Origin of the sequence: Streptomyces sp. x-80, from assembly GCF_046549095.1 — a bacterium.
Classification (GTDB): domain Bacteria; phylum Actinomycetota; class Actinomycetes; order Streptomycetales; family Streptomycetaceae; genus Streptomyces; species Streptomyces celluloflavus.
This window is the reverse complement of sequence record NZ_JAJPWM010000006.1, coordinates 287,990-304,368: the sequence shown is the minus strand read 5'-3', so window position 1 is coordinate 304,368 and position 16,379 is coordinate 287,990. Positions and strand designations below refer to the sequence as shown.

Annotated in this window: 14 protein-coding genes; 9 read left to right on the top strand and 5 right to left on the bottom strand. The window is 73.4% G+C overall.

The window, feature by feature from the left end; genetic code table 11:
- Positions 1 to 148: 148 nt before the first annotated feature.
- The gene (locus ACLJWH_RS14360) at positions 149 to 1,966 is read left to right on the top strand and encodes a CocE/NonD family hydrolase (protein ID WP_411142051.1); all 1,818 of its coding nucleotides are present in this window, start codon (positions 149 to 151) and stop codon (positions 1,964 to 1,966) included.
- Between the two features lie 109 nt (positions 1,967 to 2,075).
- Here the strand turns inward: ACLJWH_RS14360 and ACLJWH_RS14355 are convergent, their stop codons facing one another.
- Both ACLJWH_RS14355 and ACLJWH_RS14350 read right to left on the bottom strand, forming a co-directional pair.
- Positions 2,076 to 2,270, bottom strand: a complete 195-nt coding sequence (locus ACLJWH_RS14355; protein ID WP_052858286.1) for a ferredoxin — start codon at positions 2,268 to 2,270, stop codon at positions 2,076 to 2,078.
- Positions 2,271 to 2,305: 35 nt separating this feature from the next.
- Positions 2,306 to 3,493, bottom strand: a complete 1,188-nt coding sequence (locus tag ACLJWH_RS14350) for a cytochrome P450 (RefSeq protein WP_411142050.1) — start codon at positions 3,491 to 3,493, stop codon at positions 2,306 to 2,308.
- Between the two features lie 356 nt (positions 3,494 to 3,849).
- On the opposite strand from ACLJWH_RS14350, the gene ACLJWH_RS14345 reads away from it, so the two are divergent.
- The 5 genes from ACLJWH_RS14345 to ACLJWH_RS14325 all read left to right on the top strand — a co-directional run bounded on the left by ACLJWH_RS14345 (position 3,850) and on the right by ACLJWH_RS14325 (position 9,649).
- Positions 3,850 to 5,262: a CoA transferase gene (locus ACLJWH_RS14345; RefSeq protein WP_411142049.1), complete on the top strand. Its 1,413-nt coding sequence runs from the start codon at positions 3,850 to 3,852 to the stop codon at positions 5,260 to 5,262.
- Positions 5,263 to 5,350: 88 nt separating this feature from the next.
- Positions 5,351 to 5,902, top strand: coding sequence for a GNAT family N-acetyltransferase (locus ACLJWH_RS14340; protein WP_411142048.1), 552 nt, complete (start codon positions 5,351 to 5,353; stop codon positions 5,900 to 5,902).
- A gap of 32 nt (positions 5,903 to 5,934) precedes the next feature.
- Entirely contained in the window at positions 5,935 to 6,303 is a 369-nt protein-coding gene (locus ACLJWH_RS14335) for a glyoxalase superfamily protein (protein ID WP_411142047.1), read from the top strand.
- A gap of 275 nt (positions 6,304 to 6,578) precedes the next feature.
- Entirely contained in the window at positions 6,579 to 8,630 is a 2,052-nt protein-coding gene (locus tag ACLJWH_RS14330) for a DUF5107 domain-containing protein (RefSeq protein WP_411142046.1), read from the top strand.
- A gap of 98 nt (positions 8,631 to 8,728) precedes the next feature.
- Positions 8,729 to 9,649: an NADP-dependent oxidoreductase gene (locus ACLJWH_RS14325; protein ID WP_411142045.1), complete on the top strand. Its 921-nt coding sequence runs from the start codon at positions 8,729 to 8,731 to the stop codon at positions 9,647 to 9,649.
- 69 nt (positions 9,650 to 9,718) lie between these two features.
- On the opposite strand, the gene ACLJWH_RS14320 is transcribed toward ACLJWH_RS14325, so the two are convergent.
- Positions 9,719 to 10,072 (bottom strand): VOC family protein, encoded by a 354-nt coding sequence (locus ACLJWH_RS14320; protein ID WP_411142044.1) that lies wholly within the window; start codon positions 10,070 to 10,072, stop codon positions 9,719 to 9,721.
- Between the two features lie 174 nt (positions 10,073 to 10,246).
- On the opposite strand from ACLJWH_RS14320, the gene ACLJWH_RS14315 reads away from it, so the two are divergent.
- Together ACLJWH_RS14315 and ACLJWH_RS14310 are read left to right on the top strand one after the other, a co-directional pair.
- Positions 10,247 to 10,846, top strand: a complete 600-nt coding sequence (locus ACLJWH_RS14315) for a TetR/AcrR family transcriptional regulator (protein ID WP_411142043.1) — start codon at positions 10,247 to 10,249, stop codon at positions 10,844 to 10,846.
- A gap of 92 nt (positions 10,847 to 10,938) precedes the next feature.
- Complete coding sequence (locus tag ACLJWH_RS14310) at positions 10,939 to 11,667, top strand: hypothetical protein (RefSeq protein ID WP_411142042.1); 729 nt, start codon at positions 10,939 to 10,941, stop codon at positions 11,665 to 11,667.
- 76 nt (positions 11,668 to 11,743) lie between these two features.
- Here ACLJWH_RS14310 and ACLJWH_RS14305 read toward each other — a convergent pair whose 3' ends face one another.
- Both ACLJWH_RS14305 and ACLJWH_RS14300 read right to left on the bottom strand, forming a co-directional pair.
- A complete protein-coding gene (locus ACLJWH_RS14305; RefSeq protein WP_411142041.1) occupies positions 11,744 to 12,559 on the bottom strand; it encodes a class I SAM-dependent methyltransferase in 816 nt (271 codons plus the stop codon).
- Positions 12,560 to 12,816: 257 nt separating this feature from the next.
- On the bottom strand, positions 12,817 to 15,174 hold the full coding sequence (locus ACLJWH_RS14300; protein ID WP_411142040.1) for a collagenase: 2,358 nt from the start codon (positions 15,172 to 15,174) through the stop codon (positions 12,817 to 12,819).
- A 402-nt stretch (positions 15,175 to 15,576) separates the two neighbouring features.
- Here ACLJWH_RS14300 and ACLJWH_RS14295 point away from each other — a divergent pair, with 402 nt between their 5' ends.
- Positions 15,577 to 16,290 (top strand): GntR family transcriptional regulator, encoded by a 714-nt coding sequence (locus ACLJWH_RS14295; RefSeq protein ID WP_411142039.1) that lies wholly within the window; start codon positions 15,577 to 15,579, stop codon positions 16,288 to 16,290.
- Positions 16,291 to 16,379: the final 89 nt, after the last annotated feature.

Genomic DNA, 16,379 nt, shown 5'->3' with positions numbered 1-16,379 from the left:
CCCGCGCGCCCACCGCCCGGCGTGCGGCGCTGAACTGATGTCCTGGCGCCGACGCGGACCGCGGGCGTTGACTCGTCCGTCGTGGGTGGCGCAGCATGAGCGCGCCGTTACCGACTGTGTGGTACGACATTTCCTTCTGGAGGTCTTCGTGCCCAGCGCGCCCCGAGCCGCGTCCCGTCCCGTGCTCCGTATCTCCCTCGCCCTGCTGGCCGGTACCGCCCTCGCCGCCTCCCTCGCCCCGGCCGCCCCCGCGACCGCCGCGGGTCCGTACACCGTCACCCCGCTGAGGGTGACCGTACGGGCCGGTGACCGCGACTGCGCCGTGGACGCGGACCTCTACCGTCCGCACGGAGTGGACGCCGCGCACCCGGCGCCCGCCGTGCTGACCACCAACGGTTTCGGCGGCAGCAAGGCGGACGGCTCCACCGACGCCATCGCCAAGGCGTTCGCCGGCCGCGGCTATGTCGCCCTGGCCTACTCCGGGCTCGGCTTCGGCAAGACCGGCTGCCCGATCTCCCTGGACGACCCCCGGATCGACGGCAAGGCCGCGAGCCGGCTGATCGACTTCCTGGCCGGCACCACGGCCGCCGACAACGGCACCCGGATCGACTACGTCACCAAGGACGGCCGGAACGATCCGCGGGTCGGCATGATCGGCGGGTCCTACGGCGGGGCGATCCAGCTGGCCACCGCCGCCGTCGACCACCGCGTGGACGCGCTGGTCCCGCTGGTCACCTGGAACGACCTCTCCTACTCCCTCGACCCGAACAACGCCGGCCGTACGCGGGGCGTCAGCGGGCCGGTGCCCGGCGCGTACAAGTACCAGTGGACCGGCGGGTTCTTCCTGATCGGCGAGGCGCAGGGGCTGGTCCATCCGAACCTCGATGTGTCACGGATCGGCGCGGCGGGCTGCCTGCACTTCGTCGCACCGGCCTGCGACACCAAGCGGCTGCTGGATTCCGGGAGGTACCCGGCCGAGGGGACCGCGGCGATGGTCCGCTACGTCCGCAGCGTCTCCCCGGTCGGCCATCTGTCCTCCGTCAAGGCGCCGACGCTGCTCGTCCAGGGCCAGAACGACAGTCTCTTCAACCTCAACGAGGCCACCGCCACCTACCGGACGCTGACCGCGCAGGGCACCACGGCCAAGATGATCTGGCAGTCCTGGGGCCACAGCGGCGGCATCAAGAACCCGCCCGAGGGCGAACTCGACCTGGCCCGGGAGAACCTGGACACCAGCTACGTCGGCCGGCGGATCCTCGCATGGTTCGACCGCTATCTGCGCCACCGGACGGCGACCGACACCGGCCCGGCCTTCGCGTACTACCGGGACTGGGTCACCGAGGGGCCCGTCTACGCCACCGCGTCCACCGTCCCCGCGACCCGCAGCCGGCTCTACCTCTCCGGCGACGGCACGCTCGTGGCCCGTCGGGAGCAGGTCGTGCGCGGCAGCCGCACGTACCGCAACTGGGCGCTGGCCACCAGCCATTCGGAAACCTCGCTGGCCGGGATGCTCGGCCTGCCGGACCCCGTACCGTACGACATCGGGGGCACGTATCTGGACTGGACCTCCGCACCGGTCGCGGGCGGTCCGGTGGACGTGGTGGGTGCGCCCGAGGTGACCCTCAAGGTGGTCTCGCCGGCGGCCGAGCGGGTGCAGAACTCCTCGGACGCCGCCGACAAGCTGGTGCTCTTCGCAAAGTTGTACGACATCGCACCGGACGGCGGGAAGACGCTGGTGCACCGGCTGGTCGCCCCGGCCCGGGTGCCCGATGTGACCCGGAAGTTCACCGTGCAGCTCCCGGGCATCGTGCACCGGTACGAGCCGGGGCACCGTCTGCGGCTGGTGATCGCCGCGAGCGACACCGCCTATGCGGGCAATCGCGGCACGAAACCGGTGACGGTCACCAGCGCGCCCGAGGACACCGGGGTCCTCGAACTTCCCGTCGCCCAAGGGGTGTTGCGGTAGCGGATGGGTGGCTTCAGTAGGGGTGGGTCAGTGGTGGTATCCGCCGGACGCGGGCCGGCCGGGGACCGTGCGCCGGCCGTGGCGTCCGCCGGGGGCGCGCGGCGGGCCGTCAGCCGTCCGTGATCGTGATGGCCCCGACGGGGCAGGCGCGGGCGGCCTCCCGTACGAGCGGGTCGCCCGCGCCGTCCTCACGGCCGGGCAGCAGCATGCTGTAGCCCTCGTCGTCCTGGGTGAACACCCCCGGCGCGGTCAGTACGCACTGGCCGGCGCCGATACAGATGTCCGGGTCGATCTCGATCCGCATGTCGGACCCCTTTCTTCTTGGCTGCCCCCATGGTGCTACCAGGCCAGCGGCAGTTCGATCATTCCCTGCAATGTGTCGCCCGGCTTGAAGGGAATTTCCGCGGCCGGCACGGCGAGCCGCAGATCCGGGATCCTGGCGAAGAGCGAGCGCAGTGCGATCTCCATCTCGGCGCGGGCGAGGTTCTGCCCCAGGCACTGGTGAATGCCGAAACCGAACGCCACGTGATGGCGGGCGGAACGGTGCCAGTCCAGGTCGTCGGGTGACGCGTAGGCCGTGCCGTCACGGTTGATCGTGGAGTTGGCGAACACGACGCCGTCGTCGGCCCTGATGGTCCGCCCGCCGACCTCGATGTCCTCCGTCGCCACCCGCACCATGCCGTCGGCGATGGACAGGAACCGCAGCAGCTCCTCGACCGCGGCCGGCATCAGGCTCTCGTCGGCCCGCAACTGCGCGAGCTGGTCCGGGTGTTCGAGCAGGGTGAAGGTGCCGAGCGAGATCATGTTGGAGGTGGTCTCGTGCCCGGCGATCAGCAGGATCAGGGCAAAGGTGACCAGGTCCTCGCGGGTGAGGGTGCCCGTCCGCAGCTGGTCGTCGATCAGATCGTCCAGCAGTCCCTCGCCGGGCTTCCGCTCCTTGCCGGAGATCAGCTCGGCGAGGTAGTTCTCCAACTGCTCGCGGGCGTCCTCGAACTCCTCGGCCGAACCGCTGCGGAGCATGCGGCGCGACTGCTCCTCGAAGAACTCGTGGTCGGCGTACGGTACGCCGAGCAGCAGGCAGATCACCATGGACGGCACCGGCAGCGCGAAGGCGGAGACTAGCTCGGCGGGCGGGCCCTGGGCGAGCATCCGGTCGATGAGGCCGTCGACGATCCGCTGGATCTGCGGCCGCATCGCGGCGGTCCGCTTGACGGTGAAGCCGGGTATCAGCATCCGGCGCTGGGTGTTGTGCTCGGGGTCGTCCACACCGAGCAGCGGTGTCCTGGTCCGGCGGATCTGCGCGGCGCGTTCGATCGTGATCGGGAACGCCGGGTTCAGCCGGTCGGAGGACAGTCGCGGGTCGGACATCAGGGCCCGTGCCTCGGCGTGGCCGGTCACCAGCCAGGCCGAGCGGCCGTCGTAGAAGGTGACCCGCGCCAGCGGACCCTCTGTGCGCAGCGACTGATAGGCGGACGGCGGGTGGTAGGGACAGGTGCGGTCCTGCGGGAAGGAAACGGTTTCGGTCATGGCTTGCCTCCCGGGCAAGGGCCTGAGGTGCTCACGTGTAGGAGGGGAGTGGACGGGGACGCGCGCGTGTGCGACGCGCTGATCTCCACTTCATGCCCGGTGTGCCGGGATCGTCTACGCGCAGTCCGGCCAACTTCGCTCGTAATCGGCCATGTTCGGAACTCTCTGCCGGCGTGTCCTTACGGGGCCTTTACTTCTGGCGGTGCGCTGTGTAACGCGGTGCCGGCCGCCGGGTGACACCGCCGGCCGGGCGGCGGTGCGGCACCGTACCCCGCGGGCGACCGGTGCGCGGCTTCCGCGGTGCTCGCACCGCCCCCCGAAGTTGCCCCGGCGGCACGCGGTGCCACACTGGGTGTATGGGGCAACGACATGACACCGGTACGGAACTGGCCTGGGCGGCACTCGGCGGCGACCCGGATCTCACCCGGCGGATCTCCTACGGCGGACCGCCCGGTCTGCTCCCGGCCCGGCTCCCGGTGCTGGCGCTGGCCCGCTCCACGGTCGCCGTCTGCGCACTCGCCGCCGCCGAACTCGCCGCCCGGCGGACCGGCCGGCCGGTGCCCGCCGTACGGGTCGACGACGGCGCGGTGGCCACCGCCTTCGTCAGCGAGCGCCATATGCGGATCGACGGCCGGGCACCCTCGACGTTCGCGCCGCTCTCCCGCTTCTGGCGCACCGCCGACGGCTGGCTGCGGACCCACGCCAACTACCCGCACCACCGCGCCCGGCTGCTGACCGCGCTCGGCCTGCCGGCGACCGCCGGTGTGGCGGAGGTGGCGGCCGAACTGGCCGGCCGCCGGGCCGAGGAGGTCCAGGAGACGGTGTACGCGGCGGGCGGGCTGGCCGTCGCCGCCCGCACCCCCGAGGAGTGGGCCGCGCACCCGCAGGGCGCCGCGGTGGCCGCCCATCCGCTGCTCACGCTGGAGCCGCTGGGCACCGGCGCGCCCCCGCGCCCGCTGCCGGCGCTCGCCGGCGGTCCCGTGCTGCCCGCCGCGGGGCTGCGCGTCCTGGATCTGACCCGGGTGATCGCCGGACCGGTCGCCACCCGTACGCTCGCGCTGCTCGGCGCCGATGTGCTGCGGATCGACGCACCACAGCTGCCGGAGAGCCAGGACGCGCACAGCGACACCGGATTCGGCAAGCGCTCCACCGTGCTCGACCTCGGCGCGCGGGCCGGCCGGGCCACCTTCGAGGAGCTGCTGACCGGCGCGGACGCCGTGGTCACCGGCTACCGGCCGGGCGCCCTGGACCGCTTCGGTCTGACGCCCGAGGCGCTCGCCGCCCGTCGCCCGGGGCTGGTCGTCGCCCGCCTCTCCGCCTGGGGCGACGACGGGCCGTGGGGCGGCCGGCGCGGCTTCGACAGTCTGGTGCAGGTGGCCACCGGGATCGCCGCCGTCGAAGCGGACGAGGACGGGACCCCCGGCGCGCTGCCCGCCCAGGCGCTCGACCACGGCACGGGCTATCTGCTGGCCGCGGCGGTGCTGCGGGCGCTGACCGAGCAGGCCCGCACCGGCGGTTCGTCCCTCGCCACCCTCGCGCTGGCCCGTACCGCCCGGTGGCTGGTACACGGCCCGGCCGGCGACGGGCGGGCGGACGGCCCGGCGGATCCGGCCGCCGCGCGCTACGACGCCGCGCGCTACCTCCGGGACACCGACAGCCCGGTCGGACGGCTGCGCCACGCCCTGCCGCCGGTCTCCTTCGACGGCGGCCCGGCCACCTGGGCGACCCCACCGGGCCGCTGGGGCACCGATCCCGCCGCGTGGCGGTGAGCGGCCCGTTCCGCCGTCCGCGCGGCCCGGAGCACCGGCACCCGCCTCGGCCTGGCCCGACGCGGCCACCGCTCCGTACGATCTGCCGATGACCGATGATCACTACCTCGCACGGGGCCCGCGGGTGGGCATCCGGCACTTCACCGCCGCCGACCGGGACGAGTTCACCGCACGGGCCCGCGAGAGCGCGGAACTGCACCACCCCTGGCTCTACCCGCCGGACTCCGACGGCGCGTACGACACCTATCTGCGCAGGCTTCAGGAGCCGCCGCGCGAGGGCTTCCTGATCTGTGCGCACGACAGCGGCCGGATCGCGGGCTACCTCACCATCAACAACATCGTGCACGGCGCCTTCCGGTGCGGGGCGATCGGCTACGGCGCCTTCGCCCACGCCGCCGGGCGCGGTCTGATGGGCGAGGGGCTGCGGCTCGTACTGCACCATGCCTTCGAGGAGTTGGGGCTGCACCGGATGGAGGTCAACATCCAGCCGGCCAACGTCCTGTCGATCGCGCTCGTCAAACGCGCCGGATTCCGGCTGGAGGGGTTCTCACCGGACTTCCTCTTCATCGACGACGCCTGGCGCGACCACGAGCGCTGGGCGATCACCAGCGAGATGCTCCCGCCGGACGGGGCACGGTGACCGCCGGCCCGGCCGGGGTGCAGAGTGACCCCATGGACATCGAATTCCGCCGTACCGTACCGATCTTCCGCATCTTCGACGTGGCCAAGGCCCATGAGTTCTACCTCGGGTACCTCGGCTGCGCCGTCGACTGGGAGCATCGCCACGAGCCCCGGATGCCGCTCTACACCCAGGTCTCGCGCGGCGGACTGGTCCTGCATCTGTCCGAGCACCACGGCGACGCGACGCCCGGTTCCGCGGTCTTCGCGGAGGTGCGCGGGGTATCCGCCCTGCACGCCGAACTGACCGGCAAGGACTATCCGTTCCTCCGGCCCGGACTGGAGCGGGACGCGGACGGTACCTCGCTCACCCTCCTCGACCCGTTCGGCAACCGGCTCGTCCTCACCGAGCCCGCCGGCTGATCCGCACGGTGTCCGTGCCGGGACCGGGCGGCACGGTTCCCGGCAGTCCGGGCCCGGCCTTCTCCCCGGGCTCCGCCCCGGTCCCGGCCGTGGTCCGGTGCGCGCCCGAAGGTGCCGGCGCCGTACTCCCCGCCGGCCTTCTCGACGGCCTCTTTGCGCAACCCTGACCCGCCTCGTCGGCAAGAGGCCCTGTGCAGAGCGGCGATGACGTTGTTCCATGGTCAACAGGAGGCCGCCGCAGCCGGGGCGGCCCGGTCCAACCCTGCGAGGCAGCCGTGGCCACGAGTGTGCGACATACCACCCTGACCCTTCCCGCCGCCCCCATCGGCCCGGACAACCCCCTGCCCGCCCTGCGCGGCGCCGGAGATCCGCACCGCGTCGAGATCCCCGAGGACACCGGCCTGCCCCCCGACATGGCCCGCCAGCTCGGCTATCAGCCGCTGCGCTCGCTGCTGCCCACCCCGCTGCGCGACGGCTACGGGCGCCGCCGCCGCGCCACCGACCTCGACGCGATCGTCATCGAGAACGACCGGCTGCGCGCCACCGTTCTGCCCGGCCTCGGCGGCCGGGTGTACTCGCTGTACCACAAGCCCACCGACCGTGAACTGCTCTACCGCAACCCCGTGATGCAGCCCGCGGCGTTCGCCCTCAACGGCGCCTGGTTCTCCGGCGGCATCGAATGGAACATCGGCGCCACCGGCCACACCACCCTCTCCTGCGCCCCGCTGCACGCCGCCCGGGTCCCGGCGCCGGACGGCGGCGAGATGCTCCGCCTGTGGGAGTGGGAGCGGCTGCGCGATCTGCCCTTCCAGGTGGACCTGTGGCTGCCGGACGGCGCCGACTTCCTCTACGTCGGCGTCCGCGTCCGCAACCCGCACCACCACACCGCCCCGGTCTACTGGTGGTCCAACATCGCCGTCCCCGAACAGGCGGACAGCCGCGTCCTGGCCCCCGCCGACACGGCCTGGCACTTCGGCTACGCACGCACCCTGCGCCGCGTCCCGGTCCCCGGCTCCGACGGCGCCGACCGCAGCTATCCGCTGCGCAGCACGCACCCCGCCGACTACTTCTACGAGATCCCCGACGGCGCCCGCCGCTGGGTCACCTCCCTCGACGCCGACGGCCGCGGCCTGATCCAGACCTCCACCGACACCCTGCGCGGACGCAAGCTCTTCCTCTGGGGCGCGGCGCGGGCCGGCCGCCGCTGGCAGCAGTGGCTGACCGAACCGGGCACCGACGGCTACGCCGAGATCCAGGCGGGCCTCGCCCGCACCCAGCTGGAGCACGTACCGCTGGACGGCGGCGCCGAGTTCGCCTGGCTGGAGGCGTACGGGCCGCTGGCCGCCGACCCCGCGACGGTGCACGGCGACGACTGGGGCGCGGCCCGCGGCGAGGTCGCGGCCCGTCTCGAAGCGGCGCTGCCGCGCGCGGACGTGGACGCCGCGTACGCCGCCTGGCGCCCGTACGCCGATCTCGAACCGAAGGCGCACCTGGCCACCGGCTCCGGCTGGGGCGCACTGGAGGTCGCCCGCGCGGGCCTCGACCTGCCCGGTACCCCCTTCGACGCGGCGACCCTGGGCGAGGCCCAGCAGCCCTGGCTGACCCTGCTGCGGACCGGCGACCTGCCGGCCACGGGCCCGCTGCCCGGCCCGGCGCCGGTCGCACCGGCCTGGCGCGAACTGCTGGAGTCCGCCCGGCCGGGCCCGGCCACCGACTACCACCTCGGCCTCGCCCAGTGGTACGCGGGCGACCGCGCACAGGCCGTCCGCAGCTGGGAACGGGCCCTGGCGCACGGCGCCGGATGGCAGCCGCGGTACTGCCTGGCCGCCGCCGAGGCCGAGGCGGGCGAGACGGCCCGCGCCGCCGACCGGTACGCGGAGGCGTTCGACTGCGCGCACCGCTCGGCCGGGACCGGCCCGTCGGACGAGACCGCCGCGTCCGGCCCGGCCGCCCGCACCGGGCGGGGGGTGCTGCCCGCGCTCGCCCGGGAGGCGGTTCCCGCGCTGCTCGCGGCCGGCCGGAGCGAGGAGGCCGCGCGGCTGCTGGCGCGGCTGCGCCCGGCCGAGCTGACCGCCGGCCGGTTCCGGCTGCTGACGGCCCAGGTGCTGCTCGCCCAGGGGGCGGCGGACCGGGCGCGCGAGATCTTCGACACCGGTTTCGAGATCGCCGATCTGCGGGAGGGCGACGAGACGGTCAGCGACACCTGGTACGCCATCGCCGAACGCCTGGTGGCCGGCGCCGGGCCGGTCACCGACGAGGTGCGCGCCAGGGCCCGTGCCGAGCATCCGCTGCCGGAGCGCTACGAGTTCCGGATGCGGCCGGTGTGACGGGCCCGCCCCACGGTGCGCGGGCCCGGGTACGCCATCCGGGTGCGCTTGCCCGGGGCGGCGGAATCAAGCGGGACCGGTACTCGTTACGGCCGGTCATGAAAGCAATTGTCACCCATGGTTACGGCGGCCCGGAGGTCCTCGTCCACACCGACCGGCCCGACCCGAAGGTGGGTCCCGACTCGGTGCTGATCCGGGTCCGGGCGGCCGGCGTCAATCCCGTGGACTGGAAGATCGTCGCGGGCTATCTGGACCCGATGATGTACGTCCACTTTCCGCTCATTCCCGGCTGGGACGTGGCGGGCGTGGTCGAGGCGGTCGGCGCGGACGCCACCGAGTACCGGCCCGGCGACGAGGTCATCGGCTACGTCCGCAAGGACGAGGTCGAGCACGGCACCTTCGCCGAGCTGGTCGCCGCGCCGGTGCGGACGCTGGCCCGCAAACCGGCCGCGCTCAGCTGGCAGCAGGCGGCGGGACTGCCGCTCGCCGGGCTCACCGCCTACCAGACGCTCCAGCGGGTCGGCGGCAGGGCGGGCGAGACGGCCCTGGTGCATGCCGCCGCGGGCGGCGTCGGCTCGTTCGCCGTACAGGTCGCGGTGGCCCGGGGCCTGCGCGTCATCGGCACGGCGAGCGAGCGCAACCACGACTACCTGCGGTCCCTGGGCGCCGAGCCGGTCACCTACGGCGACGGCCTCGCCGACCGGGTACGGGCGCTGGCGCCGGAGGGCGTGGACGTGGCGCTGGACTTCGTCGGCGGCGTGGTGGACGTCTCGCAGCGGCTGCTGAAGGACCGCACCCGGATGGCGTCCATCGCCGACGACGCGGTCAAGGCGGCGGGCGGCCACCTGGTGTGGGTGCGCCCCGACACCGCCGGCCTGACGGCGCTCGGCGAGCTGGCGGAGGCCGGCCGGCTCACCGTGCCGGTCCACGCGACGTTCCCGCTGTCCGAGGCGGCCGAGGCGTTCCGGCTCAGCCAGGGCGGCCGGACCCGCGGCAAGATCGTCCTCGACGTGTCCTGACCACGGGCCGCGTCCCGCCCACCGCCGTCCGGCCGCCTCGGCGAGGGGCCGGACGGCGCGGCACGCCGTCTATCCGCCCGGCTTGCGGTCGACGTACTCGAAGATCGAGCCGTCCGGATGCCGGGCCACCAGATTGCGGCCGATCGGGGTCGGCAGGGGGCCCGCGATGATGTCCGCGCCGACCGCCGTCAGATCGGCCACCGCCTCGTCCACGTCCTTGACGGCGAGCGTCGCGGCGATCTTCCGCAGCACCGACAGCTCCGCTTCGGGACCACTCATCAGAAAGAAGCACCCGACGGCCGCGACCGCGACGTTGCCGCGCCGGAAGCGGACGGCCTCGGCGCCCGTCAGCCGCTCGTAGACACCGACCGCCGCATCGAGATCACTGACGCACACCCGCAATGAGGTCCCCAGAATGTCCATGGGGCAAGCCTAATGAACCCGAAGTCCCTTGTGCACCAGGTGGTTTGGGGTGCCCGGCCGGCGCACTCCGGCGGCGCGTCCGCCACACCCCCGTGGCGCGCCTGGCGTGCGTCCGCGGCGGGTGTGCGGAGCACCCGGAGGATTAATGGAGTGTGTGCTCTACTATTGACCGCGATGCGTACCGTCAATCCCGAACAGCACGCCCGCAAGCGGGCCCGGATCCTGCGAGCCGCCGCCGAGCAGTTCGCCGCCCATGGTGTGGACGGCACCTCCACCGCGGAGATCTGCCGTCGCGCGGGCATCGGCTCCGGCACGCTCTTCCACTACTTTCCCGCCAAACGCGACCTCTTCCACGCCCTGTTCGCCGACGACCTGCCGCGTAACGCCGAGATCTGCGCACAGGCGCTGGCCGCGCGGCCCGGAGCGGGTCTCGACCTCCTGGTGGACCATCTGCTCGCCGATCTCGCCGATCCGCTCGTGTCCGGACTCGCGGCCGCGGCCGTGTTCCAGGCCAACCGGGACGCGGAGTTCGCCCGGATGCTCGCCCTCGACGACGAGCGGAGCCGCACCACCCTCACCACGCTGCTGGTGCGGCTGGCCGATGAGGGCCGGCCGCTGCGCTTCGCCCCGGACCGCGTCGCCGGGTGGATCCAGCGGCTGATCGAGGCCGGCTGCACCGCGGCCGGGGAACCGGACTTCGACCCGGCGGCGCACACCGCCGAACTACGGCAGATCATCGACTGGCTGGTGGGGCGGCGGACGCGCCGGTGCTGAGCCTCGGTCCGTTCGTCCCGCCCCGCACCGCCCCGGGCGCACGCCACCTCTCCGGCGCCCACGCCCCCCTCCATGACCAGGAAGGCAGAACCATGTCAGCCGAGAACCCAGCGGCGAAGGACGCCACCCCCATCGCGCCGTCCACGCGTGAGCGCGTCCTCGTGTGGACCGGCTTCCCGCTGCTGGGGGCGGGCGTGGGCTGGCTGCTCAAGATGGCGGTGGGGTGGCTGGCGTCGCTGTCCTGGGTGCCGTGGCAGGGGCCGGTCCGGCTCGTCGCGTCGATTCCCGAACCGTACGCCGCCATCGGGTTCCCGGTGCTCGGGGCCGTCCTCGGGGTGCTGATCGCGTGCTACGCCGAGTTCGACTACGTGACCGCCACCGTCGCCCCCGGCCTGCTGACCGTCACCCACGCCGGGCGCACCCGGACCGTGCCGCGGGCGGCGGTCGACGCGGTGTTCCTGGACGGCAAGAAGCTGGTGCTGCTCGGTCACCGTACCGAGGAAGTGGCCCGGATCGGCGGCGACTTCGACCCCGAGGCGTTCGCGGCCGCGCTACGGGCGCACGGGTATCCCTGGCGAGCGGACGGTGACCCGCACGCGGATGCCTACCGGCGCTGGGTGGACGGTCTGCCCGGCCTGCCGGCCGCCGCGCAGGTGCTCCTCAAAGCGCGCGCGCACGCGCTGAAGAAGGACCGCACGGCGGACGCCGAACAACAGCGGGACGAACTGGCCAAGCTGGGGATCGTGGTCCGGGAGGAGAAGAAGCAGCAGTACTGGCGCCGCATCCCGGAGCACCCCGGAGACGGACGGCAGCAGCCGTGACGATGGCCGCCACCGGTGCCGACGCCGGTGGCGGCACCGGTGCCGCCGTGGGGGCGGGCACGGGTACGGGCCCTCGTCAGGCGCGGCAGAGGATCTCGCCGTGCAGGACGGTGAACCAGCCGTCCTCCTGGGCGCCCCACTCCCGCCACGCCCGGCCGATCCGGGCCAGCTCCTCCGGGGTGGCGTGGCCGCCGTCCACCGCGGTCCGGGCGAATGCCGAGGCGACGGTGCGGTCCGCCCACAACTCGCTCCACCAGGACCGCTCCTGCGGGGTGTGGTAGCACCAGGTGCCCGCGGTGGCGGTGATCCCGGCCGGGTCGAAACCGGCCTGGCGCGCCCAGGCGTGCAGCCGGCGTCCGGCGTCCGGCTCACCGCCGTTGGCGCGGGCCACCCGCAGATACAGGTCCTGCCAGCCGGCCAGCCCGTCGACCGCCGGATACCAGGTCATGGCCGAGTAGTCCGCATCGCGGACCGCGACGATGCCGCCCGGCTCGGTGACACGGCGCATCTCGCGCAGCGCCTGGACGGGGTCGCCGACGTGTTGCAGGACCTGGTGGGCGTGCACGACGTCGAACGCATCGTCCGGGAAGTCCAGCGCGTGGACGTCCCCGACCGTGAAGTGGACGTTCGCCACCCCGCGCGCGGTGGCCGCGTCGCGCGCCTGCGCCAGGACCTCCGGTGCGTACTCCAGGCCGGTGACCTCGCCGTCCGGCACCAGCGCGGCCAGGTCGGCGGTGATGGTGCCGGGTCCGCAGCCGATGTCCAGGATCCGCATGTCCGGCCGGAGCGAAGTCAGCAGATATCCCGCCGAGTTGGCGGCGGTGCGCCAGGTGTGCGAGCGCAGTACGGACTCGTGGTGGCCGTGTGTGTAGACGGCGGACTCCTGCGGCATGGCCGGCTCCTTCACATGCGTCGGGGGCGGCCGGGAGGGCCCGCCGGGCTCCTCCTGCCGCCGGTCGGCCGTCCGCACGGACCGTACGGCGGACGTCCTTCGGTGTGGCAGGCCACACGCTACGCCTGCATCTTGCATCATGAGAGTGGCGTCTCAAGATGCGAGCAACCCGGTGGCGGCGATCCGGTCGGGGCACGGCGCGGCCCCGGACGGCGGCAGGGCCGTCCGGGGCCGGCGGTGGGTGCCGCGGTCCGGGCTCAGCCCCGGAGCGGGCCCTCGCAGCGGTAGTCCGAGGTGCCCGTGCCTCCGTCGGAGGCGATCTGCGCGGTGGTGAAGGAGCAGTTCATATCGGTCAGGTTGTTGTCACCCTTCGCGGCGCGTTCGAGGATGCCGGAGTCGACGGTCCGGGACATGTCCTGGAAGACGCGGTCGGGGCTGGTGGCGTCGCTCAGCTCCGCGGTGATCCGGCCGGTGCAGACGAACCGCCGGCGCTCCGTCGCGGGGGTGGCCGCGCAGTCGGGGGCGATGCCGGTCGTCGCGGTGAAGGACGAGCGGACCTCGTCGGCCGAGGCGTCGCGCAGCTCGCCGAGGGGCGTGTAGGCGGTGTTGGGCACGTAGAGGTCGTCGACCTGCGCTATCTGCGCGTCCAGGAAGGTGTCGTAGGCGCGCTGGAGGCCGGTGTCCTTGCCGAGCCGGTCGCGCCAGGCGTCGAAGCCCGCCGGGTCGTCGGCGCGCAGCCGGCCGTACATCTCCGAGAGCAGGGCGGGGCGTTCGGTCCACAGGAACTCGAAGAAGGTGCCCGCGTAGTCGTAGAAACGGAAGCCGTCCGCGTCGTACCGGGCGTGCAGCAGCTGGTCCACGCTCATCCGCGGTCCGCCGCCCGCCGTGTCCCGGATGACGCCCTGGACCAGGGACTTGCGGACCTTGATGCCGTCGCCGCGGGTGGCGCCGTCGAAGAACTCCGCGGTGCCCTCGTCCATCGCCGTGGTCCGGTCACCCTCGTACCAGGGGCCCTCGCCGAACGAACCGGGCACCGCCCAGCGGCCGTTGAGGTAGTGCGTGTACTCGTGGCGGAAGAGTTCCTCCAGCGTCAGGGTGGAGTCCTGCGGGACGCGGCGCTGGTAGGTGTAGAAGGTGGCGCCCTGCTCGATGTAGATGCCGCCGTTGTTGGTGTCCATACCGGTCAGCAGCGGATGGAAGTTCTCGTAGTCGGCGCGGGAGGCGTACAGCACGATGTGCAGGGTGGTGTTGGGGTCACCGGCCAGCGGCTGTTCGGTGCCGAGCACCCGGTGGAACTGCGCCTTGACCTGCTTGCTCGCGTAGTAGAGCTGATCGACGGTGGCGCGGTCGAGGGCGGTGCGTACGGCGATGCCGTCCTTGTCGTACGCGTAGGTGTACGGGAAGAGGCGCTGCTCGATGTCCGCCTTGCACACGTGGTACTGCGCACAGGCGCCGAACTCGTTCAGCCAGGTGGCGACCTTCGCCCACGGTGCGCTGTCGTCCCCGAAGTTGCGGGCCGTGGTGTCCAGGAGGGGGCCGAGGGCGGCGACGATTTCGGCGCGGAGCGCGTCGATCTGGCCGATGCGGCCGTATTCGCCGAGCGCGTCACGTACCACCCAGGCGTTGTCCGTGTCCTTGAGGTGGATGTGGTCGGCGAAGGACCGGAAGACGGCGCGGTAGGAGGGATCGGCGGTGACCGCCGACCGGAAGGCGGCGTCCTGGTTGCCGGGGTAGACGCCCAGGTAGTTGAGGGTCAGCGCGGCGAGCGCGGCACCGCCCCAGGAGGCGTCCCGGGCGGTGTCCGGGTGGTCGGCGTCCATGGTCGCCAGGACCTTCTCGACCAGCGGCAGCTGGTACTGGCGCAGGCCGGCCGCGGAGCCCGCGTCGAGGGCCTCGCGCAGGGTCTCGGCGTTGCTGCGGGTCGCGTCGAAGCTGCGGGCCGCGGAGCCGAAGTCGTCGATGGCGCGGCGTACGGCGGCCAGCGTCGGCGGGTCGGCGAGGTCGACCTCGCTGTGCGAGAAGGCTTGGTAGGCGACGGCGTGGAGATAGGTGAACATCTCCAGCAGATGGCTGCCGTTACGGCCGTCGTGGGCGGCGGCGAGGCTGCTGACGCGGTGCGCGACGGCCTGGATGTGGTCCCGCGACATCACGGGCGCCAGTCGCTGGTCCCAGTTCCAGATCAGGGAGCGCAGGCAGTCGTCGGCGGTGACGGCCGGGTCGGCGAGGAAGTCGGCGAACTCGTCGGGGGCGAGGCCGGTGACGCCGTCGAGGGTGCAGGGGACGGTGACCGTGCCGAGGGTGATGCGCGGCGCGGGGGCCGTGGTCCGCTTCCGGGGGGTGCGCGGACCGGGGACGCGGCCGTCGGTGAGGCCGCCAGGTGCCGGGACCGTGCGGGCGGCGGGCTTCGGGGCGCGCGCCAGGTGGTCGACCCGGTCGGCGGGGCGCGGCGCGCGGTCCTCGGCGGGACCGGCGGTGGCTGGGGCGGCCGCGGCGGGGCGGGCCGCCCCGGACGGCGTGGGGGCGGCCGCGTGCCCGGCCGGGACGGCGGTCACACAGAGCAGTAACGCCGTCCCGGCGGTGAGCAGGGATCTGTGCAGGGTTCTCGACAGGACCACGGAGGACTCCTGGTGTGGGGGCATGAGACGTGCCGTGCGTAGCGGTGCGGGCGGTGCTTGGGTGCTTCGGCATCTCAACTGTCGTGCGGATGGCGGCACTTCACCGTGTCGGGGGTGCCACCATGTGATGCGTAACGTAGTAATGTGAAATGGCACTGACAACCCCTCGGCGGCCTCGGATCGTGCGGAGCCGGCCGTCCGCGCGGTGACCGGGAGCCCACACGGGGCAGTGACGCCTTGCCGAACGGGGCGCCACAGCACGGGAGTTGCCCCATCACCCCGGTCGGCGTCCGCCCTGCCGCGGAACGTCCCGGCGTTCCCGGAGGCCCTGGTGAAAAACGTGACATCGTACGCTGGTGGCTCGCTCGGGCACGGGGCACGGGGCACGAAGGGAACACCATCATGGGTCACCTCAAGCAGCGCAACCTCATCACCACCAGGGAGCGGCTGCGCGACCAGGTCGCCCACGCCCTGCGCGCCGCCCTGATCTCCGGCGAACTCCGCCCCGGCGAGGTCTACTCGGCGCCCGTCCTCGCCGACGACTTCGGCATCTCCGCGACACCGGTGCGCGAGGCGATGCTCGACCTCGCCCGCGAGGGCCTGGTGGAGCCGGTCCGCAACAAGGGCTTCCGGGTCACCGAGGTGACCGAGCGCGATCTCGACCAGTACACCGAGATCCGCACCCTGATCGAGGTCCCCATGACCGGTCGGATCACCCGCACCGCGTCCCGGGCGGATCTGGAGGCGCTGCGTCCGGTGGCCGAGGAGATCGTGCGCGCCGCCCGCGAACACGACCTCATCGGCTATCTGGAGGCCGACCGCCGGTTCCACCTCTCCCTGCTCGCGCTCGCCGGCAACGAGCGGCTGGTCGAGACCGTCGGCGAACTGCGCAAGCGCTCCCGCCTGTACGGCCTGACCGCGCTGGACGAGAGCGACCGGCTGATCCCGTCGGCCGAGGAACACCTCGAACTCCTCGACCTCATGGTGGCGGGCGAGGCCCGGAAGGCGGAGCGGTGTGTGGCCCGCCACCTGGGACATGTGCGCTCCCTGTGGGCCGCGGGCGACCGGGACCGGGAACCGCGCGGGTCCGGGAAGGGGCGGGGCGCGGCGCGCTGAGGGCGCGGGAGCCCAAGGGCAGCGGGCCCGCTCGGCCCCGCGGGACGTTCTGCCGGGCCCCCGCCAAGGCCCCTCCGGGGGCCGGGAAA